This window comes from Comamonas sp. GB3 AK4-5 (assembly GCF_041320665.1).
In the GTDB taxonomy this organism is placed as follows: Bacteria; Pseudomonadota; Gammaproteobacteria; order Burkholderiales; family Burkholderiaceae_C; genus Comamonas.
In genome coordinates this window covers 1,188,085-1,213,316 of the sequence record NZ_CP166730.1, presented here as the reverse complement: position 1 = coordinate 1,213,316, position 25,232 = coordinate 1,188,085, and the positions used below count along the sequence as shown (strand labels likewise).

The 25,232-nt window shown below is 64.5% G+C and carries 25 protein-coding genes and 1 pseudogene; 5 read left to right on the top strand and 21 right to left on the bottom strand.

All coding sequences use genetic code 11. The features are described from left to right. Position 1: 1 nt before the first annotated feature. The 8 genes and pseudogenes from ACA027_RS05365 to ACA027_RS05330 form a co-directional block, all read right to left on the bottom strand. Complete coding sequence (locus ACA027_RS05365; protein WP_370681376.1) at positions 2 to 1,432, bottom strand: dihydrolipoyl dehydrogenase; 1,431 nt, start codon at positions 1,430 to 1,432, stop codon at positions 2 to 4. A gap of 117 nt (positions 1,433 to 1,549) precedes the next feature. Next, positions 1,550 to 2,029: an N-acetyltransferase family protein gene (locus tag ACA027_RS05360; protein ID WP_370682513.1), complete on the bottom strand. Its 480-nt coding sequence runs from the start codon at positions 2,027 to 2,029 to the stop codon at positions 1,550 to 1,552. Between the two features lie 9 nt (positions 2,030 to 2,038). Beyond that, positions 2,039 to 2,773, bottom strand: a pseudogene (locus tag ACA027_RS05355) (lysophospholipid acyltransferase family protein); the annotation flags it as partial. A 7-nt stretch (positions 2,774 to 2,780) separates the two neighbouring features. Then, the gene (locus tag ACA027_RS05350) at positions 2,781 to 4,076 is read right to left on the bottom strand and encodes a dihydroorotase (protein ID WP_370681375.1); all 1,296 of its coding nucleotides are present in this window, start codon (positions 4,074 to 4,076) and stop codon (positions 2,781 to 2,783) included. 235 nt (positions 4,077 to 4,311) lie between these two features. After that, positions 4,312 to 5,274 carry an aspartate carbamoyltransferase catalytic subunit gene (locus ACA027_RS05345; protein WP_370681374.1) on the bottom strand — a complete coding sequence of 321 codons (963 nt, stop codon included), beginning with the start codon at positions 5,272 to 5,274 and terminating at the stop codon, positions 4,312 to 4,314. A gap of 2 nt (positions 5,275 to 5,276) precedes the next feature. Beyond that, positions 5,277 to 5,798: a bifunctional pyr operon transcriptional regulator/uracil phosphoribosyltransferase PyrR gene (pyrR, locus tag ACA027_RS05340; protein ID WP_370681373.1), complete on the bottom strand. Its 522-nt coding sequence runs from the start codon at positions 5,796 to 5,798 to the stop codon at positions 5,277 to 5,279. Then, complete coding sequence (gene ruvX, locus ACA027_RS05335; protein WP_370681372.1) at positions 5,795 to 6,298, bottom strand: Holliday junction resolvase RuvX; 504 nt, start codon at positions 6,296 to 6,298, stop codon at positions 5,795 to 5,797. The genes pyrR and ruvX overlap by 4 nt, the downstream gene beginning before the upstream one ends. Further along, entirely contained in the window at positions 6,295 to 6,894 is a 600-nt protein-coding gene (locus ACA027_RS05330) for a YqgE/AlgH family protein (RefSeq protein WP_370681371.1), read from the bottom strand. The genes ruvX and ACA027_RS05330 overlap by 4 nt, the downstream gene beginning before the upstream one ends. A 350-nt stretch (positions 6,895 to 7,244) precedes the next feature. Here ACA027_RS05330 and ACA027_RS05325 point away from each other — a divergent pair, with 350 nt between their 5' ends. The 3 genes from ACA027_RS05325 (at position 7,245) to ACA027_RS05315 (ending at position 10,290) form a co-directional block, all read left to right on the top strand. Next, entirely contained in the window at positions 7,245 to 8,210 is a 966-nt protein-coding gene (locus tag ACA027_RS05325; RefSeq protein ID WP_370681369.1) for a hydroxymethylpyrimidine/phosphomethylpyrimidine kinase, read from the top strand. Beyond that, on the top strand, positions 8,194 to 9,498 hold the full coding sequence (gene hemL / locus ACA027_RS05320; RefSeq protein ID WP_370681368.1) for a glutamate-1-semialdehyde 2,1-aminomutase: 1,305 nt from the start codon (positions 8,194 to 8,196) through the stop codon (positions 9,496 to 9,498). Before ACA027_RS05325 ends, hemL begins: the two co-directional genes overlap by 17 nt. A 96-nt stretch (positions 9,499 to 9,594) precedes the next feature. Then, on the top strand, positions 9,595 to 10,290 hold the full coding sequence (locus ACA027_RS05315) for a MarC family NAAT transporter (RefSeq protein ID WP_370681367.1): 696 nt from the start codon (positions 9,595 to 9,597) through the stop codon (positions 10,288 to 10,290). 46 nt (positions 10,291 to 10,336) lie between these two features. Here ACA027_RS05315 and ACA027_RS05310 read toward each other — a convergent pair whose 3' ends face one another. The 7 genes from ACA027_RS05310 to ACA027_RS05280 all read right to left on the bottom strand — a co-directional run bounded on the left by ACA027_RS05310 (position 10,337) and on the right by ACA027_RS05280 (position 18,586). Continuing rightward, positions 10,337 to 10,948 carry a DNA-3-methyladenine glycosylase I gene (locus ACA027_RS05310; RefSeq protein WP_370681366.1) on the bottom strand — a complete coding sequence of 204 codons (612 nt, stop codon included), beginning with the start codon at positions 10,946 to 10,948 and terminating at the stop codon, positions 10,337 to 10,339. A gap of 1,147 nt (positions 10,949 to 12,095) precedes the next feature. Next, positions 12,096 to 13,571 carry an amino acid permease gene (locus ACA027_RS05305; protein ID WP_370681364.1) on the bottom strand — a complete coding sequence of 492 codons (1,476 nt, stop codon included), beginning with the start codon at positions 13,569 to 13,571 and terminating at the stop codon, positions 12,096 to 12,098. A 368-nt stretch (positions 13,572 to 13,939) separates the two neighbouring features. Further along, positions 13,940 to 14,386: a c-type cytochrome gene (locus tag ACA027_RS05300; RefSeq protein WP_370681363.1), complete on the bottom strand. Its 447-nt coding sequence runs from the start codon at positions 14,384 to 14,386 to the stop codon at positions 13,940 to 13,942. Positions 14,387 to 14,729: 343 nt separating this feature from the next. Then, on the bottom strand, positions 14,730 to 16,328 hold the full coding sequence (purH, locus tag ACA027_RS05295) for a bifunctional phosphoribosylaminoimidazolecarboxamide formyltransferase/IMP cyclohydrolase (protein WP_370681362.1): 1,599 nt from the start codon (positions 16,326 to 16,328) through the stop codon (positions 14,730 to 14,732). 78 nt (positions 16,329 to 16,406) lie between these two features. After that, a complete protein-coding gene (locus ACA027_RS05290) occupies positions 16,407 to 16,664 on the bottom strand; it encodes a helix-turn-helix domain-containing protein (RefSeq protein WP_370681361.1) in 258 nt (85 codons plus the stop codon). Then, positions 16,661 to 17,647 carry a tRNA dihydrouridine synthase DusB gene (gene dusB, locus ACA027_RS05285; protein ID WP_370682512.1) on the bottom strand — a complete coding sequence of 329 codons (987 nt, stop codon included), beginning with the start codon at positions 17,645 to 17,647 and terminating at the stop codon, positions 16,661 to 16,663. The genes ACA027_RS05290 and dusB overlap by 4 nt, the downstream gene beginning before the upstream one ends. A gap of 306 nt (positions 17,648 to 17,953) precedes the next feature. Beyond that, positions 17,954 to 18,586 carry a hypothetical protein gene (locus ACA027_RS05280; protein ID WP_370681360.1) on the bottom strand — a complete coding sequence of 211 codons (633 nt, stop codon included), beginning with the start codon at positions 18,584 to 18,586 and terminating at the stop codon, positions 17,954 to 17,956. A gap of 99 nt (positions 18,587 to 18,685) precedes the next feature. Between ACA027_RS05280 and ACA027_RS05275 the strand changes: the two genes are divergently transcribed. Beyond that, entirely contained in the window at positions 18,686 to 19,186 is a 501-nt protein-coding gene (locus tag ACA027_RS05275; RefSeq protein WP_370681359.1) for a YqaA family protein, read from the top strand. An 80-nt stretch (positions 19,187 to 19,266) separates the two neighbouring features. Then, positions 19,267 to 19,455, top strand: coding sequence for a hypothetical protein (locus tag ACA027_RS05270; protein WP_370681358.1), 189 nt, complete (start codon positions 19,267 to 19,269; stop codon positions 19,453 to 19,455). 52 nt (positions 19,456 to 19,507) lie between these two features. Here ACA027_RS05270 and ACA027_RS05265 read toward each other — a convergent pair whose 3' ends face one another. The 6 genes from ACA027_RS05265 to ACA027_RS05240 all read right to left on the bottom strand — a co-directional run bounded on the left by ACA027_RS05265 (position 19,508) and on the right by ACA027_RS05240 (position 25,195). Then, positions 19,508 to 20,071: an RNA polymerase sigma factor gene (locus tag ACA027_RS05265; protein WP_370681357.1), complete on the bottom strand. Its 564-nt coding sequence runs from the start codon at positions 20,069 to 20,071 to the stop codon at positions 19,508 to 19,510. 220 nt (positions 20,072 to 20,291) lie between these two features. After that, the gene (locus tag ACA027_RS05260) at positions 20,292 to 21,287 is read right to left on the bottom strand and encodes a tripartite tricarboxylate transporter substrate binding protein (RefSeq protein WP_370681356.1); all 996 of its coding nucleotides are present in this window, start codon (positions 21,285 to 21,287) and stop codon (positions 20,292 to 20,294) included. Positions 21,288 to 21,384: 97 nt separating this feature from the next. Continuing rightward, complete coding sequence (gene nadC / locus ACA027_RS05255) at positions 21,385 to 22,254, bottom strand: carboxylating nicotinate-nucleotide diphosphorylase (protein WP_370681354.1); 870 nt, start codon at positions 22,252 to 22,254, stop codon at positions 21,385 to 21,387. Between the two features lie 154 nt (positions 22,255 to 22,408). After that, positions 22,409 to 23,344: a hypothetical protein gene (locus ACA027_RS05250; protein ID WP_370681353.1), complete on the bottom strand. Its 936-nt coding sequence runs from the start codon at positions 23,342 to 23,344 to the stop codon at positions 22,409 to 22,411. A gap of 191 nt (positions 23,345 to 23,535) precedes the next feature. Continuing rightward, on the bottom strand, positions 23,536 to 24,630 hold the full coding sequence (gene ychF, locus ACA027_RS05245) for a redox-regulated ATPase YchF (protein ID WP_370681352.1): 1,095 nt from the start codon (positions 24,628 to 24,630) through the stop codon (positions 23,536 to 23,538). 262 nt (positions 24,631 to 24,892) lie between these two features. Further along, complete coding sequence (locus tag ACA027_RS05240; protein ID WP_370681351.1) at positions 24,893 to 25,195, bottom strand: hypothetical protein; 303 nt, start codon at positions 25,193 to 25,195, stop codon at positions 24,893 to 24,895. Positions 25,196 to 25,232: the final 37 nt, after the last annotated feature.

The window sequence follows — 25,232 nt, the reverse complement described above, 5'->3', positions numbered from 1 at the left end:
TTCATTCCTTTGTACTGGGGTTGCGCTTTTGGAATTCCCGGCGCAGCGCCTTGAGCGCGTTGTCAATCATCTCTTCCACCGTGGGATGGTAGTAAGGCAGGTCCAGCAGACTCTCCACGGTTTCGCCACGCTGCACGGCCCAGGCCAGTTGGTGGGCCAGATGCTCGCCGCCGGCGCAGAAGATGCTGGCGCCCAGGAGCTTGCGGCTGCTGGCGTCGGCATACAGGCGCAGCATATGCTCAGGCGCCTGCATGATCTTGGAACGCCCATTGCCGCTGCCCTGGGTGGTGGCCACCACGGCATCGGGCGGCAGCTGCGCAAAGCGCTGGCCCACCCAAGCCAGATCGGGATCGCTAAAGACGATGGACAGCGGCGCAGCGCGTTGGCGCAGGGCTTGGTCTGTGCCCATCAGGCCCAGATGCCGCAGCGCATGCTGGGCAGCCATGGTGCCGCCCACGGCGGCTTCGTGCATCAAGGGCCGGTCGCCCGAAACATCGCCCGCCAGGAACAGGGGAATGCCTGTCAGCTGCTGGGTGGCTGCATCCCAGCGCAGTCTGCCCTTGTCGTCCCACTGTGCACCGGCCTGCTCCAACGCCAGCGCACCCACACGCGGGGCACGGCCTGCAGCGGCCAGCACCCAGTCCACCTGGGCCTGCAGGCTGCCGGCCTGAAAATCCACGCCCCCTGCACTGCGGCGGCCAGCCTGCACCGGCTCACCAAACACCATGGGAAACAGGGCACCAAAATGCGCCATGGCGGCGGCATTCACCTCGGGGTCATCCATCTGCCCCAACTTGGGCGAGCGGTTGCTGCCCACCACCTGGCTGCCCAGGCGAGTCAGGGCCACGCCCATTTCCAGGCCAATCGGCCCCAGACCCACAATGGCCATGCTGCGCGGCAGCTCGGGCAGGTAGAACAGCTCATCGGTGGTGATGAGGCGGTCGCCCAGGGCGTCTTGCAATGCCTGGGGGCGCACGGCTTCGGAGCCGGTGGCCAGCACAAAGGCCTTGGCCTCTACGGTGCTGCCATTGTCCAGTTGCAGGGTTTGCGGGCCGGTGAAGCGGGCCTGGCCCATCAGCAGGGCGTCGCCCGCCAGGCTGTGCAGTTGGCGCACATTGCCACCCACCAGTTCATCGCGCGTGGCCAGGGCCTGCTCCCACAGCTGCTGCGGGCTGGTGCTGCCGGCAGGCAGTGCCTCCAGCGCGTGCTCCCGGTCGGCAGCAGGCAGCAGACCACGCAAGGTACTCCAGCGCTTGCCGGCCAACAGCACGGCCTTGGAGGGCATGCAGCCCACGCGGGCGCAGGTGGTACCCAACGGGCCCTGGTCGATGATGACGCTGCTGGCCCCGGCCCTGCGCAGCTGGCTGTAGGCATTCATGCCCGCGGTCCCTGCGCCGATGACGGCCACATCCACTTGCACATTCACTCCCATATCGCACTCCTTGGTTGGTGGATGGACTCACTGTTTTCGCAGCAAGCCCTCCCGATGCCGCAGCATCCGCACAGGGTACGACATCCCCTGGGACGAAAAGATCCCCAAGGAGTGTGTTTACAAGGCCTTGGTCATCAGCACCGTGGTCAGCCCGCTTTCCCATTCCTCATCGGGGTAGGTGGCTTCGCACTGGTAGCCATGGCGCTCATAAAAGCCAATGGCGGCCTGGTTGAAGGTGTCGGTTTCCAGCCTGGCCTTGGCATGGCCGGCCGCACGCATGGCGGCCTCGGCATGAACCAGCAGAGCCTGCCCCAGGCCACGCCCCTGGAAGCCGGGCAGCACATGCAGGGCGTGTACGAAGTCATCCTCCCAGTCCACCATGGCGGCCACCACGCCGTCGCACTCGGCCAGCCAGAACAGCTCCCCGCGCGACTGCACATAGGCTGCGGGCTTGTCCTGCTCGCAGATCTGCGCATGCTTGGCGGCCGTGACTTCGGGCTTCCAGGTGGTTTCGTAGGTGGCCCACAAAATGGCTCGCAAGGCCTGGGCATCGTCGGACGCGGCCAGGCGCAGCGCGGGGGGTGCAGAACAAGACATGGATACAGGCTGACGCAGCCGATTCACCTCGGCATGCAGGTCTTCGGCCCAGGCACGCCGGTCACGGCCCTGGGCTTTTTGGGGTGGGCCGTAATGCAGCTGGGCCACCAGTTGGTCGGCGCACAATGTGCGCCAGATAGAGGTCAGCAGCGCGGTATCGCCGGCATAGCTGGGCGCAGTGCTGGTCTGGCCGTCGGCAGCCGTCACAAAGCGCAGCGCCACGGGCTGCACCACGGCATCGGCCACCACGGCCGATTGCAGCAGATTGCTGTGAAACGGCAGCAAGCCCAGACCTTCGCTGGTCGTGCCCTCGGGGAAGACCGCCAGCACATCGCCCTGGGCCAGGCTGTCGGCCATGGTCTGCACCATGCGCGAAGCATCGCGGCGCGAGCTGCGGGCGATATAGAGGGTATCGGCCGCCGAGGCCAGGCGGCCAATCAGCGGCCAGCTGCGCACCTCGTCCTTGGAGACAAAGCGGCAAAACCGCGCCGCATGCATGACGGGAATGTCCAGCCACGAGATGTGGTTGGCCACCAGCAGCGCCGGGCCACTGGCCACAGGCTGGCCTATCACTTCCAGCCGGATGCCGACCTTGACCAGCATGGCGCCGGCCCAGGCCTGCACGCGCTGATGGCGCTCGGCCGGGGTCATCCGAGGAAAGCGCACCCACACCGTGCAGATGCCGGACAGCACATGGCCCAGCAGGCCCAGTGCGCGGGCCATGGCCCGCAATGGCTTGGGCATGGTGGCTTTAGCTGCGTTCAAAGGCGATATAGCCGCCCACCACGGTGAGCTGCACACGGGCCGGCAGCTCGTAGCTGGCAAAGGGGGTGCTCTTGCCTTGGCTGAGCAGCTCGCCCGCACCCACCGTCCAGGCGGCCTGAGGGTTGACCACGCACAGATCGGCCACACCGCCTTCCACCAACTGGCCCAGGCTGGCCTGCAGCGTGCCCAGGGCTCCGCCCAACACATGGGCCGGGGCAGCAGTGACGACTTCCAGGGCCCGCAGCAGCGGCACGCCCTGGTCCTGCGACCATTTGACGGCCAGGGACAGCAGCAACTCCACACCGGTGGCACCGGGTTCGGACTCGGCAAAGGGCAGGACCTTGGCATCGGCATCCACCGGGCAGTGATCGGACACCAGGGCGTCGATGGTGCCGTCGGCCAGCGCGGCCGACAGCGCGTCGCGGTCGCGCTGCTGGCGCAGCGGCGGCACCAGGCGGGCGCTGCTGTCGAAATAGCCGATGTCGTTTTCGGTCAGGTGCAGGCTGTTGATGGACACATCGGCCGTCACGTTCAGGCCCTCGGCCTTGGCCTGGCGCACCAGGGCCACGCCGGCGGCGCTGGAAAGGCGGCATAGGTGGACGCGGGTCTGCGAGCCGCGAATCAGCTCGAAGATGGTGTGCAAGGCAATGGTCTCGGCCGCCACCGGCACACCGGCCAGGCCCATGCGCGTGGCCAGCGCACCGCTGGCCGCCACGCCCTTGCCCAGGTCCTTGTCCTGCGGGCGCAGCCACACGGCATAGCCAAAGGTATTGGCATAGGCCATGGCGCGTTGCAGCGTCTGGATGTTGGGCAGCGGCACATCGGCCTGGCCAAAGGCCACGCAGCCGGACTCGGTCAGCTCGGCCATCTCGGTCAGCACCTCGCCCTTGAGGCCCAGCGTCAGCGCGCCCATGGGGAACAGGCGTGACTGGTGCAGCTTCTCGGCTCGCAGCTTGAGCATTTCCACCAGGCCTTGCTCATCCAGCACGGGATCGGTGTCGGGCGGGCAGACCAGGCTGGTCACGCCGCCAGCCACGCTGGCCGCCATTTCGGAAGCCAACATGCCTTCATGCTCATAACCCGGCTCGCGCAGACGCACGGCCAGGTCCACCAGACCGGGCACCACCCACTGGCCCGTGGCATCGATCACACGATCGGCCTCGAAACCCGCCGGCGCCTGGCCCACGGCCAACACCCGGCCGGCAGCCAGCGCCACATCACACACCTGGTCAAACCCACGGGCCGGGTCGATGACGCGGCCGTTTTGAATCAAGATTTTCATGGTTTCACACCAAATTGGCTGCCAACGCTTGATACACAAGCACCAACAGCTATCAAAAACATACCAAGCAAGACTTCATCACCACACGGCCCTCTACCCCGCCCTGCCGCTTCCAGCGTCCACTTTCGCAGGAGACACCGCGCAAGGGCCGCCCCGCAGCGCCGGTGTCGTCCCCCTCCGCGAAGCAGAGAGGGGGAAGGCGCGCAGCGCCTCAGGGGGTGGCTTGATGCCCGCATCAAGCCTCGTTGCCCGCCACGATAGACATCACCGCCATGCGCACCGCAATGCCAAAGCTGACCTGCGACAGGATCACGGCCTGCGGGCCGTCGACCACGGCGGAGTCGATCTCCACGCCACGGTTGATGGGGCCGGGGTGCATGACGATGGCATCGGGCTTGGCCAGGGCCAGGCGTTTTTCGGTCAGGCCAAAGCTCTTGAAATATTCCTGGCTGGAGGGCAGCAGCGCCCCGCTCATGCGCTCGTTTTGCAGGCGCAGCATGATGATGACGTCGCAGTCCTTGATGCCCTCTTCCAGGTTGTGGAAGACGCGCACGCCCATGCTGGCCATATCGGCCGGCACCAGGGTGCGCGGGCCCACCACACGCACCTCGGCCGCGCCCAGCGTGGTCAGGGCATGGATGTCCGAGCGCGCCACGCGCGAGTGCAGCACGTCACCCACGATGGCCACGCGCAGATTGGCAAAGTCCTGCTTGAAGTGGCGGATGGTGTACATGTCCAGCAGGCCCTGGGTGGGGTGGGCATGGCGACCGTCACCGGCGTTGACCACGTGCACATGCGGGGCCACATGCTGGGCGATGAGGTAGGGCGCGCCCGACTCGCTGTGGCGCACCACAAACACATCGGCCGCCATGGCCGAGAGGTTGTCTATGGTGTCCAGCAGGGTCTCGCCCTTGCTGGCGGAGCTGCGGGCAATGTCCAGATTGAACACGTCGGCCGAGAGGCGCTTGGCGGCAATCTCGAAGGTGGTGCGCGTGCGCGTGCTGTTCTCGAAGAACAGATTGAACACGCTCTTGCCGCGCAGCAGCGGCACCTTCTTCACTTCGCGGTCGTTGACGCTGACGAAGTTGCTGGCCGTGTCCAGGATATGGGTGAGGATGTCCTTGGACAGCCCTTCGGTGGAGAGCAGGTGGATGAGCTCGCCGTTCTTGTTCAGCTGGGGATTGCGCTTGTACAGCACGTTCAGGCCTCTTTGACTGCAAATTGGAAGGTGCCGTCTTCGGCGCGCACCAGGGCCAGCGACTGGCTGGCGGGCAGCGCCACACGGGCGGCGGCGAACTCGGCGGCCACGGGCAGCTCGCGGCCACCACGGTCCACCAGCACGGCCAGGCGCACGCAGCCTGGGCGGCCATAGTCATACAGCTCGTTGAGCACGGCGCGCACCGTGCGGCCGGTGTAGAGCACATCGTCCAGCACCAGGATGTCGGCGCCATTCACATCGAAGTCCAGCTGGGTTTGCACGCTTTGTGCCATGCCGCGCTGGGCAAAGTCGTCGCGGTGCAGGGCCGAGGACAGCACGCCGGGCGTACCCGACAGGCCCAGGTCCTGGTGCAGGCGCTCCACCAGCCAGGCGCCGCCCGAAGCAATGCCCACCAGCTGCGTGGCCGGGCCCATCAGGCTGCGCACGCCGCGCAGCAGCTCCTTGTACAGGGCCTCGGCATCCAGCACCAGGGAACCGGCAGAACCGGCGACGGAAACGCTCATGAAAGACTCCTCAAAAATTGCTCCAGGATGATGCAGGCGGAGGCGGCATCCGCGTCCTTGGCACCACCGGCCAGGGCCTCGGTGGTGCTGTAGCGCTCATCCACTTCGTAAACAGGCAGGCGAAAACGCCCATGCAGCTGGCGGCCGAACTTCTTGGCGCGGGCCGTGTTCTCATGCGCCGCCCCATCGGGGTGGTAGGGCACGCCAATCACCAGGGCCTGGGGCTGCCATTCCTTGATCAGCTTTTCCACAGCAGCAAAGCGCGCATCCGCGCCTTCGGCCTGTATGGTGCGCAACGGACTGGCTCCGCCCAGCACCCGGTTGCCCGAGGCACAGCCCGTGCGCTTGGTGCCAAAGTCAAAGGCCAGGAACTGCTGGAAATGCGCCGGCACGACAGGGGCAGCCGGCACAGGGGCCGGTGCGGCCGAGGGGGTCGCGGCCAATGCCACGGCCGGGGCAGCTGCGCTGCCGGGCCGGGTGTCTGGCGTGGAATGGTTCATGCGTGCCCCGCGTCGGGCGAGAGCGTCCACGCCTGCAGGCCGAGCAGGCCCAGGGCCTTGTCGTAGCGCTGTGCGGGCGGGGTGTCGAAAATCACATCGGCGTTGGCGGCCACGGTGAGCCAGGCGTTTTCGCCCAGCTCGGATTCCAGCTGGCCTTCACCCCAGGACGCATAGCCCAGCGTGACCAGCACGCGGCGCGGGCCGGCGCCGGTAGACAGGGCTTCGAGCACGTCCTTGGAGGTGGTCATCTCCAGGCCGCCGGGAATCGTCATGGTGGAGGCGTAGATGGCCGTATCCGGCTCAGCCCCCTCGACAATGATGGGATCATGGAGCACAAAGCCCCGGTCGGTCTGCACCGGGCCTCCCTGGTAGACCGGGGCGGCGCTGAGATCGTCACGCCCCATGGGCAGGTCGATCTTGTGCAGCAGCCCTTCCAGGCTCAGCTCCATGGGTTTGTTGATGATCAGTCCGAGCGCTCCGCGCTCGCTGTGTTCACACAGGTACACCACGCTGCGAGAGAAAGATTCATCCTCCAGGCCAGGCATGGCGATCAGGAAGTGGTGCGTCAGATTGATAGGCGCAGATTCAGCGGGCATATGGGGATTTTAGCGGTGAACGTACGAAGGCTGCGCCGCCCGCTGCAGCAGCCGCTGCAGGACATGGGGTCATGGCCGTCGCCCAAAAACAGGAGCAACCATAGCGCCTGCGGCTTCATTCTCCGACTTAAAACCGCATGAAACTCAATATACAAAAGCTGACAATGCTATGGTTTACGCCATACACCGTTCCGGCGGCCCTGGCAGCCCCCTCCCCGGGCCATGTGCCAGCCCCCGGCCCTCCCGCCCGCGAGGCGCCCACGGTACAGAAGTCCTTCACATAGAATGCATTGGACCCTATGCAGCGCCGGCCGGTGCTGTTCTTGAGGGGTCTGCCACCCGGACCGCACATGGCTCTCACTTCTTCACCCCCCGCATCCCCAACGCCTGTGGACGACACCGAACCGGTCTCCACCGACCCGGTGTGCGTGCTGACCTTCAATGCCTGCGACCCCTGCGGTGCCTCGGGTCTGACGGCCGACATCACCACCATCGCCAGCGTCGGCGGCCACCCTCTGGCCGTGGTGACCGGCACCTATGTGCGCGACACCAACCGCATCTTCGACCACCATCGCCTCGATGACGAATGGGTGAACGAACAAGCCCGCGCCGTGCTGGAAGACCTGCCGGTGCGCGCCATCAAGGTGGGCTTTGTGGGCTCGCCCGAAATCCTCAGCACGATTGCCGAGATTTCCTCCGACTACCCCGAGATCCCCATCATCAGCTACATGCCCGACCTGTCGTGGTGGGAAGATGATTTGCAGGACCAGTATCTGGACGCCTTCCAGGAGCTGGTGTTGCCCCAGACCTCGGTGCTGGTGGGCAACCACGGCACGCTGTGGCGCTGGCTGCTGCCCGACTGGACACACAGCCGCCCCCCCACGGCCCGCGACCTGGCCCGTGCCGCGCAGGAAAAAGATGTGCCCTATGTGCTGGTCACCGGCATCCCCCTGCCCGAGCAATATGTAGACAACGTGCTGGCCTCGCCCGAAACGGTGCTGGGCAGCAGCAAATTCGAGCTGTTTGACGGCAGCTTTGTGGGCGCGGGCGACACGCTGTCGGCCGCACTCACCGCCCTGCTGGCCACGGGCAACGACCTGGGTGCCGCCACCGACGAGGCGCTGGAATACCTGGACCGTTGCCTGGACCACGGTTTCCGCCCCGGCATGGGGCATTTCCTGCCGGATCGTATGTTCTGGGCCCAGCCCGATGGCGAAGAAGACGAATCCTCCGACACCGACGCAGCCGCGCCCAATGCCTTGACCCCCCAGCCACTGGAGGGCTTTGTGATGCCACCCCATGACACCAAACACTGATCTCAATATTGCCTTGTTCGAACGCGCCAAGGGCGTGATCCCCGGCGGCGTGAACTCGCCCGTGCGGGCCTTTGCCGCCGTGGGCGGAACACCGCGCTTTGTGAAGCGTGCCCAGGGCGCCCATTTCTGGGACCAGAACGACCAGCAGTTCACCGACTACATCGGCAGTTGGGGGCCCATGATCCTGGGCCACGGCCACCCCGAGGTGATTGCCACCGTGCAGGCCGCCGTGCTGGAAGGTTTCAGCTATGGCGCCCCCACCGAACGCGAAGTGGTGCTGGCCGAAAAAATCCGTGAACTCATGCCCAGCATGGACATGGTGCGCCTGGTCAGCTCCGGCACCGAAGCCGGCATGAGCGCGCTGCGCCTGGCACGCGGCTACACCGGCCGCAACACCATCATCAAGTTCAACGGCTGCTACCACGGCCATGCCGACGCCCTGCTGGTCAAGGCCGGCTCGGGCCTGGCCACGTTCGGCGCCTCGTCTTCGGCCGGCGTGCCCGCCGATGTGGCCAAGGACACCGTGGTGCTGGAGTACAACGATGTGGCCCAGCTGGAAGAGGCTTTTGCCAAGATGGGCAGCACCATCGCCTGCGTGATCATGGAGCCCATTGCCGGCAATATGAACTTTGTGCGCGCCAGCCTGGACTTCACCCACCGCATCCGCGAGCTCACGCGCGAGCATGGCGCGCTGATGATTTACGACGAGGTGATGACGGGCTTTCGCGTGGCCCTGGGCGGCGCGCAAAGCGTGTATGCCAAGGACATCCCCGGCTTTGCCCCCGACATCACGGTGATGGGCAAGGTGATTGGTGGCGGCATGCCCATGGCGGCCTTTGGCGCACGCCGAGAGATCATGGAAAAGCTCTCGCCGCTGGGCCCGGTCTACCAGGCCGGCACGCTGTCGGGCAACCCCATTGCCACGGCCTGCGGCCTCAAGACCCTGGAGCTGATCAGCCGCCCCGGCTTTCACGCCGAGCTGCACCTCAAGACCGGCCATTTGATGCAAGGCCTCAAGGCCGAAGCCCGCGCCGCCGGCATTCCCTTCTCGGTGGACTGGCAAGGCGGCCTGTTCGGCTTTTACTTCCTGCCCGAACTGCCCACGACCTACACCGAGGTCATGAAGACCGATGGTAAGGTCTTCAACAAGTTCTACCACGGCATGCTGGAGCGCGGCCACTACTTTGCACCCGCGCTGTACGAGGCCGGTTTTGTCAGCGCGACCCATACCGACGACGACATCGACCGCACCATCGAAGCCGCACGCGAAGTGTTCAAGACGCTGTAAATCTCTTCATCCCCTACCTCATCGGTCTCATTGACTGTGCAACGCCGGGTTCGCCCGGCGTTGCTTTTTTACGCGCTGCATTGAAGGAGTGACGCAATGAAAGAAATCACCCAGCTGATCCAATTGGTGGGTCTGGGACTGGCGCTGCTGCTGCCGCTGGCCAACCCCCTGACCTCCATGACCTTGCTGCTGTCATTGGGCGGGCAACTGCCCCATATTGAACGCCAGCGCCAGATCAAGGAGGCCACCATGTATGTGGTGGGCATCATGCTGGTGGCCTATTACGGCGGCTCGTGGATCATGCAGACCTTCAGCATCTCCATTCCCAGCCTGCAGATTGCCGGTGGCCTGATCGTGGCCAGCATTGGCTTCAGCATGCTCTTCCCCTCTTCCCGCCTGGATGAGACGCCCGAGGCCGATGCCGTATCGCAGCAACAAGGCAAGCGCAAACCACCCAATATCGCCTTTGTGCCCCTGGCACTGCCCGGCACTGCAGGCCCTGGCACCATTGCCATGATCATCAGCGGCGCGGCTTCGCTGCGCCCCTCGGTCACGGACGGCTATGCGCCCTGGGTGCTGACGGTGGCGCCCTTGCTGATTTTTGCCCTGCTGGGCCTGCTGTTCTGGGTGGTGCTGCGCTTTGCCGACCGCATTGCCGAGCTGCTGGGCGCCGGCGGCGTCGAGGCCATCTCCCGCGTCATGGGCTTTTTGCTGGTGTGCATGGCCGTGCAATTCGTCATTGACGGCGGACTGGAAGTGGCGCACAGCTACGCCACGGGGACGTCGCTGTAGGCAAGCTAGGCCGCGCAGACAGCGGCTGCGCTGCACCCCCTCTTTCTTATCTGGGCAGCGCAAACACCTTGCGCGCCTGCTCCACCGCCGCGCGGGTGATGCAATGCGGGGCATGGTCATTGACCAGGCCCATGGCCTGCATCAGCGCATACATGGTGGTGGGGCCCACAAACTTCCAGCCGCGCTTTTTCAGCTCCTTGGACAGGGCCTGGGACTCGGCACTCTGGGCCACAAACTCTGCACCGGTGGAGGGCACGGCAGGCTGGTAGCGCCAGAAAAACGCAGCCAGCGATCCCTCAGCCGCCACCATCTCAATGGCGCGCTGGGCATTGTTGATCACCGCTTCGATCTTGCCGCGGTGGCGCACAATGCCTGCGTCCTGCAGCAGCCGCTCCACATCGGCCTCGCCAAACTGCGCCACTTTGTGAAAGTCAAAACCCGCAAACGCAGCGCGGAAGTTCTCGCGCTTGTTGAGAATGGTCAGCCAGCTCAGCCCGGACTGAAAACCCTCCAGACACAGCTTTTCAAACAAGCGCTGATCGTTGCCCACGGGGAAGCCCCATTCATGGTCGTGGTAGTGCACATACTGCGGTGTGCCCAGGCACCACTTGCAACGGGGCTGGCCGTCTGCAGCGGCCGGTGTGGAGGTATTCGTCATTTCACCACTGTACACAAAAACAGTAATGCCCTGCCAAAAAATTGGCAGGGCATTGTTTTTCGTAGCAGCTATAGCGCTCTCGGCATTGGGTTCAGAATGAAAAGCCCTGATTAGCTACATACCTCAGATGAAGCTCCACTACGAATTGCGCTACAGCGCGGATATGACGTTCTGAGGCCGGGACTCGCCCCGGCAGGCGACTTCATTTTCTTGAGCGCTCAAGAAAACGAAGCAAAAGAAACCGCCCCTACTGCCCATGTCCCTGCGCTTCGCTGCGGGCAAGCTCGGTGCTCGATCCCAGGGCGGCGCCGCAGAACTCGCTTTGCGGCAGAGCCGCGCCGCTCGAACAACCGCGGCGAGTCAGTTCACGAAGCAGCTGTGTCCTGCGGCACAGCTGCCCGCCCCGGGCTCTGCGCGCCAAGCCATGGGCAAAAGGGGAAAACGGGAACCGAATACCTGCCCTGCGAAGGCTGCGCTATTGGCAAACCTTATTTTTCATCTCTCGACACCAGCCGCTTCGTCACACTGCTGGCGCTGCGGTTGTTCCCCTTCTATACACGCCTGCGGCGCACAGCACACAGGGCCGCATGGCTGCCGCAGGACAGCCATGCTTCGTCAACTGACTTGCCGCGGCTGTTCGAGCGGAGCGCTGAAAGCGCGCAGAGAGTTCTGCGGCAGGCCCTGTGTGTTGGGTGACGCAGGTTGCCCCGGCGCGACAGCGCAGGGGTCGGGGATAGCAGGGGCGTGTTCTTTGGCTCCTTTCTTGCACGAGCAAGAAAGGAGCTCGCCCGCCGGGGCGAACTCCCGGCTTCGGAACATCACTTCACAGCAGTGCCTGAGACAAGTATCTAATCAGGTGAAAAGCTTCTGAAAACTAGAAAAATAGAGTGAAGACAGCTATGGTTTTTGCTGCCTGCCGGAGCGGGCCTTAAAGCAACACAACAACGGCCAGACAGCCCCCCTCACCCCCACCCTCTCCCGCAACCGGGCGAGGGTGCAAGGCAAAGTGCGTAGCGCATGCAACTGGCGCGCCCCAGGCCAGAGACACCGCGCAAGGGCCGCCCCGCAGCGCCGGTGTCGTCCCCCTGCCCGCGAGCACAGCGAGCGAAGAGCGGGGGGAAGGCGCATAGCGCCTCAGGGGGGTGTCCTATCGTTCACGCAGGCGGGAATGGCGCATGCCGTAGGCCAGATAGATGACGAGGCCAATCACCATCCACCCCAGAAAACGCAGCCAGGTCAGCGTGGTGAGGTTGAGCATCAGATAGGTGCACAGCAGGGCCGACACCACGGGCAGCACCGGCACCCAGGGCACGCGGTAGCCACGCGGCATATCGGGGTTTTTGCGGCGCAGAATCAGCACGCCAATGCTCACCAGCACAAAGGCCGACAAGGTGCCGATGTTGATCATCTCCTCCAGCAGCTCCACCTGGGTGAAGCCTGCCAGGCCGGCAATGATGACGCCCACCAGCAGTTGCAGGCGCACCGGCGTCTTGCGCGTGGCCGAGGTCACGCTCCAGCTGCGTGGCAGCAGGCCGTCGCGCGACAAGGCCATCAAGATGCGGGCCGAGCCCATGAGCAGCACCATGACCACGGTGGTCAGGCCCAGCAGCACGCCCACGGCAATCACCTGGGCCGCCCAGTTGGCGCCCACGTTGATGAAGGCGGTAGCCAGCGAGGGGTTCTCGGCCTTGGCCAGTTCGGCATAGGGCACCATGCCGGTGAGGGCCAGCGTCACCAGGATGTAGAGCACGGTCACCAGGGCCAGGCCGCCAAAAATACCGCGCGGCAGCGTTTTCTGCGGATCTTTCACCTCTTCGGCCGAGGTGGCCACCACATCAAAACCGATGAAGGCAAAGAACACCAGCGAGGCGCCGGAGATCACCCCCAGCCAGCCATACTGGCTGGGCTGGGCGCCAAACAGCCAGGCCAGCATGGGCTGGCCCCAGACATCAGCAGTCACGCCATGGCCCACCACGGGCGGCTGTGCCGGTGGAATAAAGGGCATGAAGTTCTTCACATCCATATAGGTAAAGCCCACGACGATCACAAACAGCGTGATGGCGATCTTGATCAGCGTGAACACATTGTTCACCCGTGCCGATTCGCGCGTGCCCAGAATCAGCAACGCGGTGAACACCGCCACGATGAAGAACGGCCCCCACTCCAGGCTGATGGAGCCCAGGTGCAAGGTGCTGGGCACATCCACGCCCGCCGTGGCAAACACGGTGGACAGGTAAATGCCCCAGTACTTGGCAATCACCGCGCCCGCGGCAATCATCTCCAGCAGCAGATTCCAGCCAATGATCCAGGCCACGCCTTCGCCCATGGTGAGATAGGTGTAGGTATAGGCGCTGCCGGTGACGGGCACGCTGGAGGCGAACTCCGCATAGCACATGGTGGCCACGGCGCAGGTGGCCGCGGCCAGGATGAAGGAGAAGATCACGGCCGGCCCGGCAAAGCTGCCTGCCGCGCGTGCGCCCACCGAGAAAATGCCCGCCCCGACGGCCACGGCCACGCCGAGAATGATCAAATCAAAGGTGCCCAGGCTGCGTTGAAGCTGGCGGCCCGGCTCGTCCGAATCGGCCAGCGCTTGCTCAATGGTTTTGGTTTTTAGCCACTGCATGCAGTTCCCCAAAAAGCCCGCAGCCCATGCCCCAGACATATCCCATGTCTTCAGGGCGCAGTGCGGCACTCTTCAAAAGTAAAACCGCGCATTTTATAGTTAGTAGGCACTTCGCCTTAGAAGCTTGCGCATGCCCAAAGCAATTGCATGTCTTGCATCAAGCCGGCTGCATATTGCATGCCAAACCGTTAGGCGCCATCGCCACACAAGAAGCCTGCACATCGCGCCTTGCGTGCGCAGGCAGATTGCGGCGCAGCGCCACCCGACGCTGCCATGCCAGCCTTTGCAGGCCGAAAAACCTGCTGCGTGGGTGCAAGCCCCTCTGGCCACGCGAGGCTTGCGCCCAGCGCTCTACGTGGCAGCAGGTATTACGGCTGCGCCACGGGCTGCACCGCCAGCAGCCACTGCGCCATCTGCAGCGACTGGGCCTCATCAATCTGCGGGTGACGCGGCATGATGACATTGCCCCAGACACCCACACTGCCTTCGCGGATCTTGCGTGCGATATAGGCCTCGGCATCGGCCTGGCTACGATAGCGCTCGGCGATCGAGACAAAGGCCGGGCCGACAAAATTGCGCTCCCAGCCATGGCAGCGCATGCAGTCGGACGACTCCACCAGCTTTTTGCCGGCGGCCAGCTCCGGGTGCTGCTGCAACAGGGCGTCGGCGGCTTGTTCGGCTGGGCTGACTTGCATGATGCGCCAGCCGATGTTGGCCACACCCAGCGCAGCCGCCGCCATGAAAATGGCAATCGCCCACCCCATCCAACGCGGCTTCGCCGGATAGTTGTCTTCGTCGTCTCTGAAATCCGTCATTGCTTTTTGATCGTTTCGATCGTTGCTCATGCCATGGCGCCCATACAGCGCTTCATGCTTTGTTGCTGGCCCTTGCCGTACCCAAGTACTGTCTGCGGGCTAGACGCCGCGCCTGAAGCGCTGTCTGGGCGTTGTGGCGAACGTTCAAAAGCCCAATGGACTTCTTGCGCCCGCTCCGGCGAACATAGAGCATCCGGTAGTAATACAAGCATGCCGCATGCCAAGGCCCCATTCGCCAGAGACACCGCGCAAGGGCCGCCCCGCCGCGCCGGTGTCGTCCCCCTCCGGCGCGCAGCGCCAGAGAGGGGGAAGCGGCGCAGCCGCTCAGGGGGTGCTCCCCAGTTCAATGCCGGAAGTGGCGCACGCCGGTGAACACCATGGCCACGCCACGCTCGTTGGCCGCGTCGATCACTTCCTGGTCGCGCATGGAGCCGCCAGGCTGGGCCACGCAGGTGGCACCGGCGTCGACCACCACGTCCAGGCCGTCGCGGAAGGGGAAGAAGGCGTCCGAGGCCACCACGGTGTGCTGCAGCGACAGCTTGGCGGCTTCGGCCTTGATGGAGGCGATGCGGGCCGAGTCCAGGCGCGACATCTGGCCGGCGCCCACGCCCATGGTCATGCCGTTCTTGCAGAACACGATGGCGTTGGACTTGACGTACTTGGCCACCTTCCAGGCGAACAGCAGGTCTTGCAGCTCGGCAGGCGTGGGTTGCTTGACGGTGACCACCTTCAGGTCGGCCAGGGCCAGCTCGTGGTTGTCGGAAGTTTGCAGCAGCAGGCCCGAACCCACGCGCTTGGATTCCATAGCGTTGCGGCCATTGTCCCAGTCGCTCTTTCCACCTTGGGGCAAAGCGATCTTCATCAGGCGCACATTGACCTTGGGCTTGAAGATTTCCAGCGCTTCAGCGGTGAAATCGGGGGCCATCAGCACTTCGACGAATTGCTTGACCACAGCTTCGGCTGCTGCCTTGTCCACGGTGCGGTTGAAGGCAATGATGCCGCCAAAAGCGCTGGTGGGGTCGGTCTGGAAGGCCTTGGCATAGGCCTCGTGCGCATCCTTGCCCACAGCCACGCCGCAGGGGTTGGCGTGCTTGACGATGACGCAGGCGGCCTCGTCAAAGCTCTTCACGCATTCCCAGGCGGCGTCGGCGTCGGCGATGTTGTTGTACGAGAGTTCCTTGCCCTGCAGCTGCACACCGGTGACCAGGGAGCCCGGTGCGGGATACAGGTCGCGGTACAGCGCGGCTTGCTGGTGGCTGTTTTCACCGTAGCGCAGGTCTTGCACCTTGATGAAGTGGCCGTTGCTCTGGGCGGGGAACAGGCCGCGCTCGGGCACGTATTCCTCGCTCAGCTTTTCGTCTTCAAACTTGACCGAAGACAGGTAGTCGCTGATGGCGCCATCGTACTGGGCGATGCGGTTGAAGGCAGCCACGGACAGGGCAAAGCGCAGCTTGTCGGAGAGCTTGCCGGCGGCCTTCAGCTCGGCCAGCACGGCGTCGTACTGGTCGGCGGCGGTCAGCACGCCCACGTCTTTCCAGTTCTTGGCAGCGGAGCGCACCATGGCGGGGCCGCCAATGTCGATGTTCTCGATGGCGTCGGCCAGGGTGCAACCGGCCTTGGCCACGGTGGCTTCAAACGGGTAGAGGTTCACCACCAGCAGGTCGATGGTTTCAATGCCATGGGCCGAAAGCGCAGCCATGTGCTCGGGCAGATCGCGGCGGGCCAGCAGGCCGCCATGCACCTTGGGGTGCAGGGTCTTGACGCGGCCGTCCAGCATTTCGGGGAACTGGGTGACTTCCGCCACCTCGGTCACGGGCAGGCCCTTGTCGGCCAGCAGCTTGGCCGTGCCGCCGGTAGACAGCAGTTGCACACCCAGGGCATGCAGGCTTTGGGCAAATTCGACAATGCCGGTCTTGTCGGAGACGGAGATCAGAGCTTTCATGGTGCTGCTATGAAGTTTTAATAAAAATCGGGGGCTAGCGCTTACAACATCTGCGTAAGCAGCTATCAATTGGGCGTATCAGTTGGGAGGGTTGCCTTGCAGCATCTGGTGGTCCACCAGTTTCTTGCGCAAGGTGTTGCGGTTCAGGCCCAGCCATTGCGCCGCGCGCGACTGGTTCTGCTCGGCTTGCTGCATGACCACTTCCAGCAGCGGTTTTTCCACCAGGCGCACCAGCATGTCGTACATGCCATTGGGGGCTTCGCCGCCCAGGTCGCGAAAGTAGATTTCCAGGCTGGAGCGCACGCACTCCTCGATGTTTTGGTTGTCCTGGCTCATGCGGCCATTTCCTCAATGTCGGTGTCCACGCCGCCCTCGGGCAGGCGCTCCATCTGTTCGGCCAGCTGGTCAAAGTAGCGGGCCACGGCCTGCCACTGCTGCTGGCAGTCGTCGATGGTGTTGATATGTTGTCGCAAGGCGTCCCCGCCCGGCAGGCTGCGCACATACCAGGCGATGTGCTTGCGCGCGCTGCGCACGCCGGTGAGCTCGCCATACAGGCCGTAATGGTCTTGCAGATGCTCCAAGAGCAATTCCCGTACCTCGGCCACCCTGGGCGGTGCCAGGTGGGTGCCGGTGGCAAGGAAATGGGCCATCTCGCGGAAGATCCAGGGCCGGCCCTGGGCGGCACGGCCCACCATCACGGCGTCGGCCCCGGTATAGGCCAGCACATCGCGCGCTTTTTCAGGGCTGGTGATGTCGCCATTGGCCACCACGGGCACGGCCACCGCAGCCTTGACGGCGGCAATGGTGTCGTACTCGGCAAAGCCTTTGTAGCCCTGCTCGCGCGTGCGGCCATGCACGGTGAGCATCTGTATGCCCACGGCTTCGAAACGCCGCGCCAGCAGCTCGGCGTTTTTGTGGCCATCGCTCCAGCCGGTGCGCATCTTCAGCGTGACGGGCACGTTGAAGGGGCGCGCGGCCTCGACCACGGCAGCGGCAATCTCCACGGCCAGCGGCTCGTTCTGCATCAGGGCGGAACCCGCCCATTTGTTGCAGACTTTTTTGGCCGGGCAGCCCATGTTGATGTCGATGATCTGCGCGCCACGCTCGATGTTGTAGATGGCCGCCTCGGCCATCATGGGGGCATCGGTGCCGGCAATCTGCACGGCAATCGGCCCCGGCTCGCCCGCGTGGTTGGCGCGGCGGCTGGTCTTGAGGCTGTTCCACAAATCCTTGCGCGAGGTGACCATCTCGCTGACCGCATAGCCCGCGCCCAGGCGCTTGCACAGCTGGCGAAATGGCCGGTCCGTCACCCCCGCCATGGGGGCGACAAACAAGCGATTTGCCAAGCTGTGTTGGCCTATGCGCAGGGTTGGCAGGGCAGGCGGGAGGGACATGAAGGCGAAGGCGGATGTGCAGGGGACGCGAAGGGAGGCAAGATTGTACCTGCCCATTTTTTCAGCAGCGGCTTCGCAGATGCAATAGCACCAACCCCGCGTCAACTACCTGGAAGCCGGGCTGCACGCTGCCGTTTTTTACGAAATGCATAGCAAAACTCGCCCAGATGATGGGCTTTTGAGGCATGCAAAGCTTGCAGCGATGCGAGAGCGGGGAAGCCGCAAAGCGGCTCAGGGGCGAGATTCCATAAACCCCCACCAAGGCCCCTTCAACGCGACAAAGCCTTGCGAGGCCAGCACGCTGCGCAGCCAGCGGCGGTTGAACTGCACATCGGGGGAGACGGCATCGTCGTCCAACACCTCGTCCGCATCCGGATGCCCACGCTGCGGCCAGGGTGTGGGCCGGTAGTCGCCCCCCATATCCACCTCCTCGCCATCGGCCAGGGCGCCACGCACGGTGTCCTGGGCCTTGTCCCCATCCAGCACCACGGCCGTCACCGCCAGCACGCGCCGACTCCAGGGTGCCGGCGCCATGGGACAACCCAGCACACGAATGCCCAGGCCTTGCGGCCGCAGCAACTGCTGCAAGGCCACCAGGGCAGCCGGCTGCGGCAGCAGTCCCTTGCAGTCTGGCGCGGCCAGCCGGTTGGTGATTTGCTGCTGCAGCGCCGTCACGCTGGGCATGGGGGGCGCAGGCTCTGCAACCACTGGCACCGAGCGCACCGATGCGGGCTGCGGCGCTGCATGGGGCTGCGGCGTGCCTGCCGCGGCCCCGCCTGCGACTCCCAGAGCACAGCCCCAGCACAGCCATGCAGCGGCACGCAGCCCCGCCCTGTATGCGGATGTCTGATGGGTCCAGTTCATGGCAAGCCTTGCTCCGAAAACGTCAACATAGTCTTATAACTTCAATGGCGGGAGATGCCTGTCTGCCAAGACCTACACTTAGTCCCCATGGAAATATGGATGCAGCAACTGCTTGACTGGCTGGCCTTGCCCCAGTTCGGGCTCAGCACGGTGTTTCTCGTCGCCCTGGTGTCTGCCACCTTGCTCCCCCTGGGGTCTGAGCCCGCCGTGGTCGGTCTGCTGCAGCTCAACCCCGGCCTGTTCTGGCAGACCATCTTCGTGGCCACGGCCGGCAATACGCTGGGCGGCGCCATCAGTTGGTGGATGGGCCTGGGCGCCCACCGCGCCTGGGAGCTGGCACGCCAGCACCGGCACGCCGACCCGAAGGCCAAGCCGCCACGCAGCCTCTCACGCCATGAGCGCCGTGCCCGCATCTGGCTGCGCAAGCTGGGGCCCAAGGCCTGTTTGCTGAGCTGGCTGCCCTTGGTGGGTGACCCCCTGTGCGCCGTGGCGGGCTGGCTGCGGCTGTCGTTCTGGCCCTGCGTGCTGTACATGGCCGTCGGCAAATTCATGCGCTATCTTTTGATGACCTGGGCCATCTTGTCGCTCATCCCGGCATAGACACGGCGGACGGCCCATGGAACTCCATGCGGCCCACGGTTACTGAATCTGTATATGCAGATTCAGTCCAAGGAAACCCGATGACCGACTCCGACAGCGCCGAAGCAATCATGGCCCAGACACGCGCAATGATTGCCCTGCTGCGGGCACAGCTTCAAGCATCGGATGACATGGCCCGCCGCTACGACCTGGCACGCAATGCCGACACCGCCCAGCCACCCCCTCATCCACCGCAAGACCCCAACGCTGCTCAGCGCCCGGTCCCTTGAGCGCCGGCGGTCTGCCCACAAGGCCGCTCCATTGGCTGCCCCGAGGCTCCCGTCAGTATGGCAAGCCCCCCAGCCTTGTTTGCAGCGCACTGCGCGCCCGTGAGACCCGGCTGCGCACCGTCCCCGTCGGCACAGACAGCTGCTGCGCCGCAGCTTCATACGACAGCTTCTCCACCCCCACCAGCCACAGGACTTGCTGCATGTTCTGCGGCAACTCCCGCAACGCCTGGTTCAGCCGCCGCAATGCCTGCTGGCATTCCAGCACATCGTCCGGGCCGGGAGCGGTGTCCATTGTTTCCAGCAAGACCTCGTCACTCACGAACTCATAGCGCCGCTGCGGCGCCCGCGACAGGTAATTGCGCACCAGATTCTTGGCGATGCCGTAGAGCCATGTCGAAAGCTCGGCCTCCTTTCGGAAGCCGTAATAACCATGGACCGCTTCCACAAAAGCCTGCTGGACCAGTTCTTCCGCGTCATCTGCATGGCCGATATGGCGGTAGATGAAGTGACGCAGCCTGTGCTGGTGTGCCGCCACCAGGCGGCGCCAGGGGCCGTCGGCGGCATGCCCCGCAGGCGAGCCCAAGGTATCCGTGCTTGAAGCGGTGGCGAGACCCACGATCACTCTCCCAGAACGGGCTTGCACCTTCCCCATTCTCTTTTCGCACCATGCCAAAAGAGACAGCCAGCGGGTAGGCTGGCTGCGTGCTGTGCCCATTCAGGGTATTGAAGCGGTTTCGGTACCGCGTGAACATCACTGGATTCAGGTATTTTGCGTGGTTTTTAGCGTTCAAAGCTGGTGGATAAACAGCTGGCGCCCTCAGAGCGTGTTCACGCCCTCAGTCCATCTGCAGATCCAGGGACTGCGTGGTCGCTGCGTAGCGCTCCATGTCTGCCTGGATCAGCGCCGCAAATTCCGCTGCCGATTGCATCACCAGGGTATAGCCCTGGGCTTGCAGGGCCAGCTGCATGTCGGGATCGTCCAGTTGCTGCCGCAATGCCGCATGCCAATGCTGGATGGTGGCGTCGGGCATGCCGGCAGGGGCCAGCAGGCCATGCCACTGCTCCAGCGCAAAACCGGGCAGACCTTGCTCGGCCACGGTGGGCAGCTCGGGCCATTGCGCCAGCCGGGCTGGTGCCGTGGTGGCAATGGCACGCACCCGGCCGGCCGCCATCAGCGGTGCCGCGCTGCTGGCCGTGACCACGGCCATGGGCACCTGGCCGGCAGCCACGGCCAGCACGGCTGGCCCGCAGCCCTTGTAGGGCACATGCTGCCAAGCCGTGTCTGTGCCCTGGGCCAGCATTTCACCGGCCAGATGCTGGGGCGTGCCATTGCCGCAGCTGGCAAAGGCCAGGGGCCGGGAGGCCCTTGCCATGGCCAGCGCATCGGACAGCTGCCAAAGCGCACTGGTCTGCGGCACCACCAGCACCGAGGCAATGGTGCCGACGTTGAAGACAGCCTTGAAGTCCTTGCGCGGATCAAAGTCCAGTTGCCGGTAAACGCCGGGGTTGATGGCAAACGCGCTGTTGACCATCAACAAGGTGTGGCCGTCTGCCGGGGCCTGGGCCACCTCGCGCGCACCGATGTTGCCACTGGCGCCGGGGCGGTTTTCCACCACCACGGTCTGGCCGGTGCGCGCCTGCAGCGCGGCGCCCAGCTTGCGTGCCAGCAAGTCGGTGCCGCCCCCGGGCGGAAACGTGACCACGATGGTCAAAGGCCGGTCTTTGCGCAAGGACGCCATGCCTGTGCCGGCCTGCCACAGACCGGCCGCGAGCAAGAGTGCAGCGCCCGTCCACAGCACCCAACCCTTACGCCTTGGAGCCGACTTGCTCATAGACCGGGCCTTCCTGCCGGGCAAGCGCCCTCCAGGCCCGTGACGGCGAGCAAACGCCGCTGCACAGCGACGCTGTCGTTCAAGAGGTATCTCATGCTTATGCGTCGAGGCCGATGTCGAGCACACGGGCGCTGTGCGTCAACCAGCCCACGGCGATCTGGTCGACCCCCGTGGCAGCCACTTCCGGCGCGGTTTCGGGCGTGATGCGGCCCGAGGCCTCGGTGATGGCCCGGCCCCGGCACATGGCCACGGCCTGGCGCAGCTGGTCCAGATCCATATTGTCCAGCAGCACCACATCCACCCCCAGCGAGAGCGCCACTTCCAGCTGTTCCAGCGTGTCCACTTCCAGCTCGATCTTCACCATATGGCCCACGCCGGCCCTGGCCCGCGCCACGGCCGTGGCCACATCACCGGCCAGGGCGATGTGGTTGTCCTTGATCAGCACGGCATCGTCCAGGCCGAAGCGGTGGTTGCTGCCGCCGCCCACGCGCACGGCGTACTTTTGCAGCGCCCGCAGACCGGGCATAGTCTTGCGCGTGCAGGTCACACGGGTGCCAAAGCCTGCAATCGCCTGGGCAATGGAATGCGTGGCCGAGGCCACACCACTCAGATGGCAGAGATAGTTCAGCGCCGTGCGCTCCGCGCTGAGGATGGCACGGCTTTTGCCGCGTATGCGCGCAATCTCCATGCCAGGCTGAAGCCGCGTGCCGTCACCACAGACCAGGTCGAACGCCATCTGCCGGTCCATGAACCCAAAGGCCAGGCGGGCCAGGTCCAGACCGGCCAGCACACCTTCCTGGCGCGCCACCAGGCGCAGGGCGTCCGAGGCATCGGCGGGAACAATGCTGTCCGTGGTCAGGTCTCCGGCACGGCCCAGGTCTTCCAGCAGGGCCATGCGCACCAGCGGCTCCAGCATCACCTCGGGCAGGGATGGAATCGGGAGGGCTGCAAATTTATTAATGCTCATTTTGAGTATTTATTAGCCAAAAACAAGCGCGCGGCCATCGGCAGCGCGCACATATACTTATGCTAATAATGAGCATTAGCCACGTCAAGCCCTGGAGCCACACCAGCCCTCCCAAGCGCATGTCGGCGTTGCGGCCGGTCCTCAGAAGAGGCTCTCAGCTTCTTGCCAAAGGCAGCTTGGAGCCGGCAATGGCCCGCTCCAGCAGCACATTGCTGCGAAAGCGGAACAATTTGGCGGGCCGCCCGGCCGTGCCCACGGCCATCTGCCCCGTCTCTTCCACCAGGGCCTGCTGTTCAATCAGACGGCGGAAGTTCTGCTTGTGCAGCCCACGGCCCGCCAAGGCCTCCACCGTCTGCTGCAGCTGCAGCAGGGTGAATTCCGGCGGCATCAGCTCAAACACCACGGGCCGGTATTTGATCTTGGCGCGCAGTCTGGCCATGGCCGTGGCCAGAATGCGGCGGTGGTCATGGGCCATGTCCTGGCCTGGGAGCAGCGACCGATCGGGTGGTTGTGCGGCATCGCGCCAAGCTTCGGCCACCAGGCCCAGCTCGTACAGCAGCTCATAGCGCTGCAGCACCAGCTCTTCATTCCACTCACAGCCATCCAGGCCAAATGTCATGGCAGCGCGCTGCCAGCGCGCTTGTTGCGCTTGCATATCAGGAACAGCCTGGCTCCAGTGGCGCAGCTGCGGGTCAATGGTCGCCGCCAGCAACGCCGGCGCACCACTGCGCCAGTCCTCCCAGGGAAAGTAGCGGTACCAGTCCTGCCACATTCCACCACCGGCCTGGGCATCTTCGCGCTCCCGCGTCAGCCCCAAATAGCTGATGGAGATGGCGCGCACGCCCAGCTGTTGGCTACGGTCTCCGTCGGGAAAGGTGTAGAGCTGCTCCACATAGCCCAGCGGATGGTGGGTATGGGCCTCCACCCAGGCGCGCAGGCTGGCCTGCAGCGAGCGGTGGTGGGCGCTGAAGGGCCCGGCCGGCAGCTTGCGCCCGGTCTGCGTGGTCAGGATACGGGGCTGGCCGGCAGTCACGGCCACCAGCACAGCCACCAGATCGGCCTGCACGGAATGCAATCCAGAGTCGTTCAAATCGGGCAAGCGCCAAAGCGGCGAAAGAGGTGGAAGAAGACCCAAATTCTAGTGTCCTGCCACCGGGCTGTGGCCTGGCGCCTTGTGTGCCTGCCGATGCGGGCCTGTCTGGACCGAGAAAACCGGTACCGACCCGCGCCCGGTCACAAAAAAGCCCTCACAAGGAGGGCTTGGTTGCAACGCTCTGGTGCTCAGACGTTGAACAAGAAGTTCAGCACATCGCCGTCCTTGACGATGTATTCCTTGCCTTCGGCGCGCATCTTGCCCGCGTCCTTGGCGCCCTGCTCGCCCTTGAACTGGATGAAGTCGTCAAAGGCAATGGTCTGGGCACGGATGAAGCCGCGCTCGAAGTCACCGTGGATCACGCCTGCGGCCTGGGGCGCGGTGGCACCCACGGGCACGGTCCAGGCGCGCACTTCCTTCACACCTGCGGTGAAATAGGTTTGCAGGCCCAGCAGCTTGAAGCCGGCGCGGATCAGGCGGTTCAGGCCCGGCTCCTGCAGACCCAGCTCTTGCAGGAACATGTCACGGTCTTCGTCGCTCATCTCCGACATTTCGGCCTCGATCTTGGCGCAGATGGCCACCACCGGTGCGCCTTGTGCATCCGCATAGGCCTTGAGGCTGTCGAGCAGCGGGTTGTTTTCGAAACCGTCTTCGGACACATTGCCCACAAACATGGCGGGCTTGGCCGTGATCAGGCAGAACTGCTTGAGCAGAGGGGCGTCTTCCTTGGAGACCGGCACAACGCGTGCAGGCTTGCCTTCGTTGAGCACGGCCTGGATGGGGGTGAGCAGGGACACCAGCTTGGCGGCCTCCTTGTCATTGCCCGACTTGGCGGCCTTGCTGTAGCGGTTCAGCGCCTTGTCCACCGTGGCCAGGTCGGCCAGGCACAACTCGGTCTGGATGACTTCGATGTCGGAAATCGGATCCACCTTGTTGGCCACGTGGATCACGTTGGGGTCTTCAAAGCAGCGCACCACATTGACGATGGCGTCGGTCTCGCGGATATGGGCCAGGAACTGGTTGCCCAGGCCTTCACCCTTGGAGGCACCGGCCACCAGGCCCGCGATGTCCACAAACTCCACAATCGCCGGCACGATGCGCTCGGGGGTGATGATCTGGGCCAGCTGGTCCAGACGGGGATCGGGCACTTCCACCACGCCGGTATTGGGCTCGATGGTGCAGAAGGGATAGTTCTCGGCGGCGATGCCGGCCTTGGTCAGGGCGTTGAACAGGGTGGACTTGCCCACATTGGGCAGGCCCACGATGCCGCATTTGAGGCTCATGGAATTCCTTTGGTGGTTGGGGTGTGCGTGGCGTCACCCGCCATGCAGGCCATCTGGCGGTGCCAGGTGGCGTACTCATTCATTCAGACACAAGCGGTGCCGGTGCCGGCGCGCTCGCGCTGTGCTTGCACTGCGCGGGCTCCGGCCGCATGCCTGGCTGCGACGATGGGCGCATTGTAATAAGAACCGGCTCAATGCCCCCAATGACAACGGGCACCATGGGATTTCCATGGTGCCCGTTGCGGGAATAGCGAGAACCGACTCAGCTGCGTGCCTTGCACTGCACCTGCATCAGCCGGTGCGTAGAGCTTTCCACATTGCTGCCGGGCTCACGCAGTGGGCGGATGCGCAGGTCCAGGAAACCCCGGTCACTGCACAGCTGCTTGAGCGTGGCTTCGCATTTGCGCAGATCGTCGTGGCGCAAATCGCAGACCAGCGCGTAATCGTAGTCTGGGTTTTCCACGTAGGGCGCAGCGTCCTTGACCATGGGGTCCTGGGGCTGCAGGGCTGCACAGCCCGCCAGGGCAACAGCAGCAACAATGACGGCGATCTGGGCAAATTTCATTCTTGAACTCCTCCTTGAGCAAGGCCGTATCTTAACG

Coding starts and splice junctions, on each gene's coding strand:
- ACA027_RS05365 (WP_370681376.1), bottom strand. CDS start 1,432: ATGGGAGTGAATGTGCAAGTGGATGTGGCCGTCATCGGCGCAGGGACC.
- ACA027_RS05360 (WP_370682513.1), bottom strand. CDS start 2,029: ATGTCTTGTTCTGCACCCCCCGCGCTGCGCCTGGCCGCGTCCGACGAT.
- ACA027_RS05350 (WP_370681375.1), bottom strand. CDS start 4,076: ATGAAAATCTTGATTCAAAACGGCCGCGTCATCGACCCGGCCCGTGGG.
- pyrR (WP_370681373.1), bottom strand. CDS start 5,798: ATGAGCGTTTCCGTCGCCGGTTCTGCCGGTTCCCTGGTGCTGGATGCC.
- ruvX (WP_370681372.1), bottom strand. CDS start 6,298: ATGAACCATTCCACGCCAGACACCCGGCCCGGCAGCGCAGCTGCCCCG.
- ACA027_RS05330 (WP_370681371.1), bottom strand. CDS start 6,894: ATGCCCGCTGAATCTGCGCCTATCAATCTGACGCACCACTTCCTGATC.
- ACA027_RS05325 (WP_370681369.1), top strand. CDS start 7,245: ATGGCTCTCACTTCTTCACCCCCCGCATCCCCAACGCCTGTGGACGAC.
- hemL (WP_370681368.1), top strand. CDS start 8,194: ATGACACCAAACACTGATCTCAATATTGCCTTGTTCGAACGCGCCAAG.
- ACA027_RS05315 (WP_370681367.1), top strand. CDS start 9,595: ATGAAAGAAATCACCCAGCTGATCCAATTGGTGGGTCTGGGACTGGCG.
- ACA027_RS05310 (WP_370681366.1), bottom strand. CDS start 10,948: ATGACGAATACCTCCACACCGGCCGCTGCAGACGGCCAGCCCCGTTGC.
- ACA027_RS05305 (WP_370681364.1), bottom strand. CDS start 13,571: ATGCAGTGGCTAAAAACCAAAACCATTGAGCAAGCGCTGGCCGATTCG.
- ACA027_RS05300 (WP_370681363.1), bottom strand. CDS start 14,386: ATGACGGATTTCAGAGACGACGAAGACAACTATCCGGCGAAGCCGCGT.
- purH (WP_370681362.1), bottom strand. CDS start 16,328: ATGAAAGCTCTGATCTCCGTCTCCGACAAGACCGGCATTGTCGAATTT.
- ACA027_RS05290 (WP_370681361.1), bottom strand. CDS start 16,664: ATGAGCCAGGACAACCAAAACATCGAGGAGTGCGTGCGCTCCAGCCTG.
- dusB (WP_370682512.1), bottom strand. CDS start 17,647: ATGGCGGGGGTGACGGACCGGCCATTTCGCCAGCTGTGCAAGCGCCTG.
- ACA027_RS05280 (WP_370681360.1), bottom strand. CDS start 18,586: ATGAACTGGACCCATCAGACATCCGCATACAGGGCGGGGCTGCGTGCC.
- ACA027_RS05275 (WP_370681359.1), top strand. CDS start 18,686: ATGCAGCAACTGCTTGACTGGCTGGCCTTGCCCCAGTTCGGGCTCAGC.
- ACA027_RS05270 (WP_370681358.1), top strand. CDS start 19,267: ATGACCGACTCCGACAGCGCCGAAGCAATCATGGCCCAGACACGCGCA.
- ACA027_RS05260 (WP_370681356.1), bottom strand. CDS start 21,287: ATGAGCAAGTCGGCTCCAAGGCGTAAGGGTTGGGTGCTGTGGACGGGC.
- nadC (WP_370681354.1), bottom strand. CDS start 22,254: ATGAGCATTAATAAATTTGCAGCCCTCCCGATTCCATCCCTGCCCGAG.
- ychF (WP_370681352.1), bottom strand. CDS start 24,630: ATGAGCCTCAAATGCGGCATCGTGGGCCTGCCCAATGTGGGCAAGTCC.
- ACA027_RS05240 (WP_370681351.1), bottom strand. CDS start 25,195: ATGAAATTTGCCCAGATCGCCGTCATTGTTGCTGCTGTTGCCCTGGCG.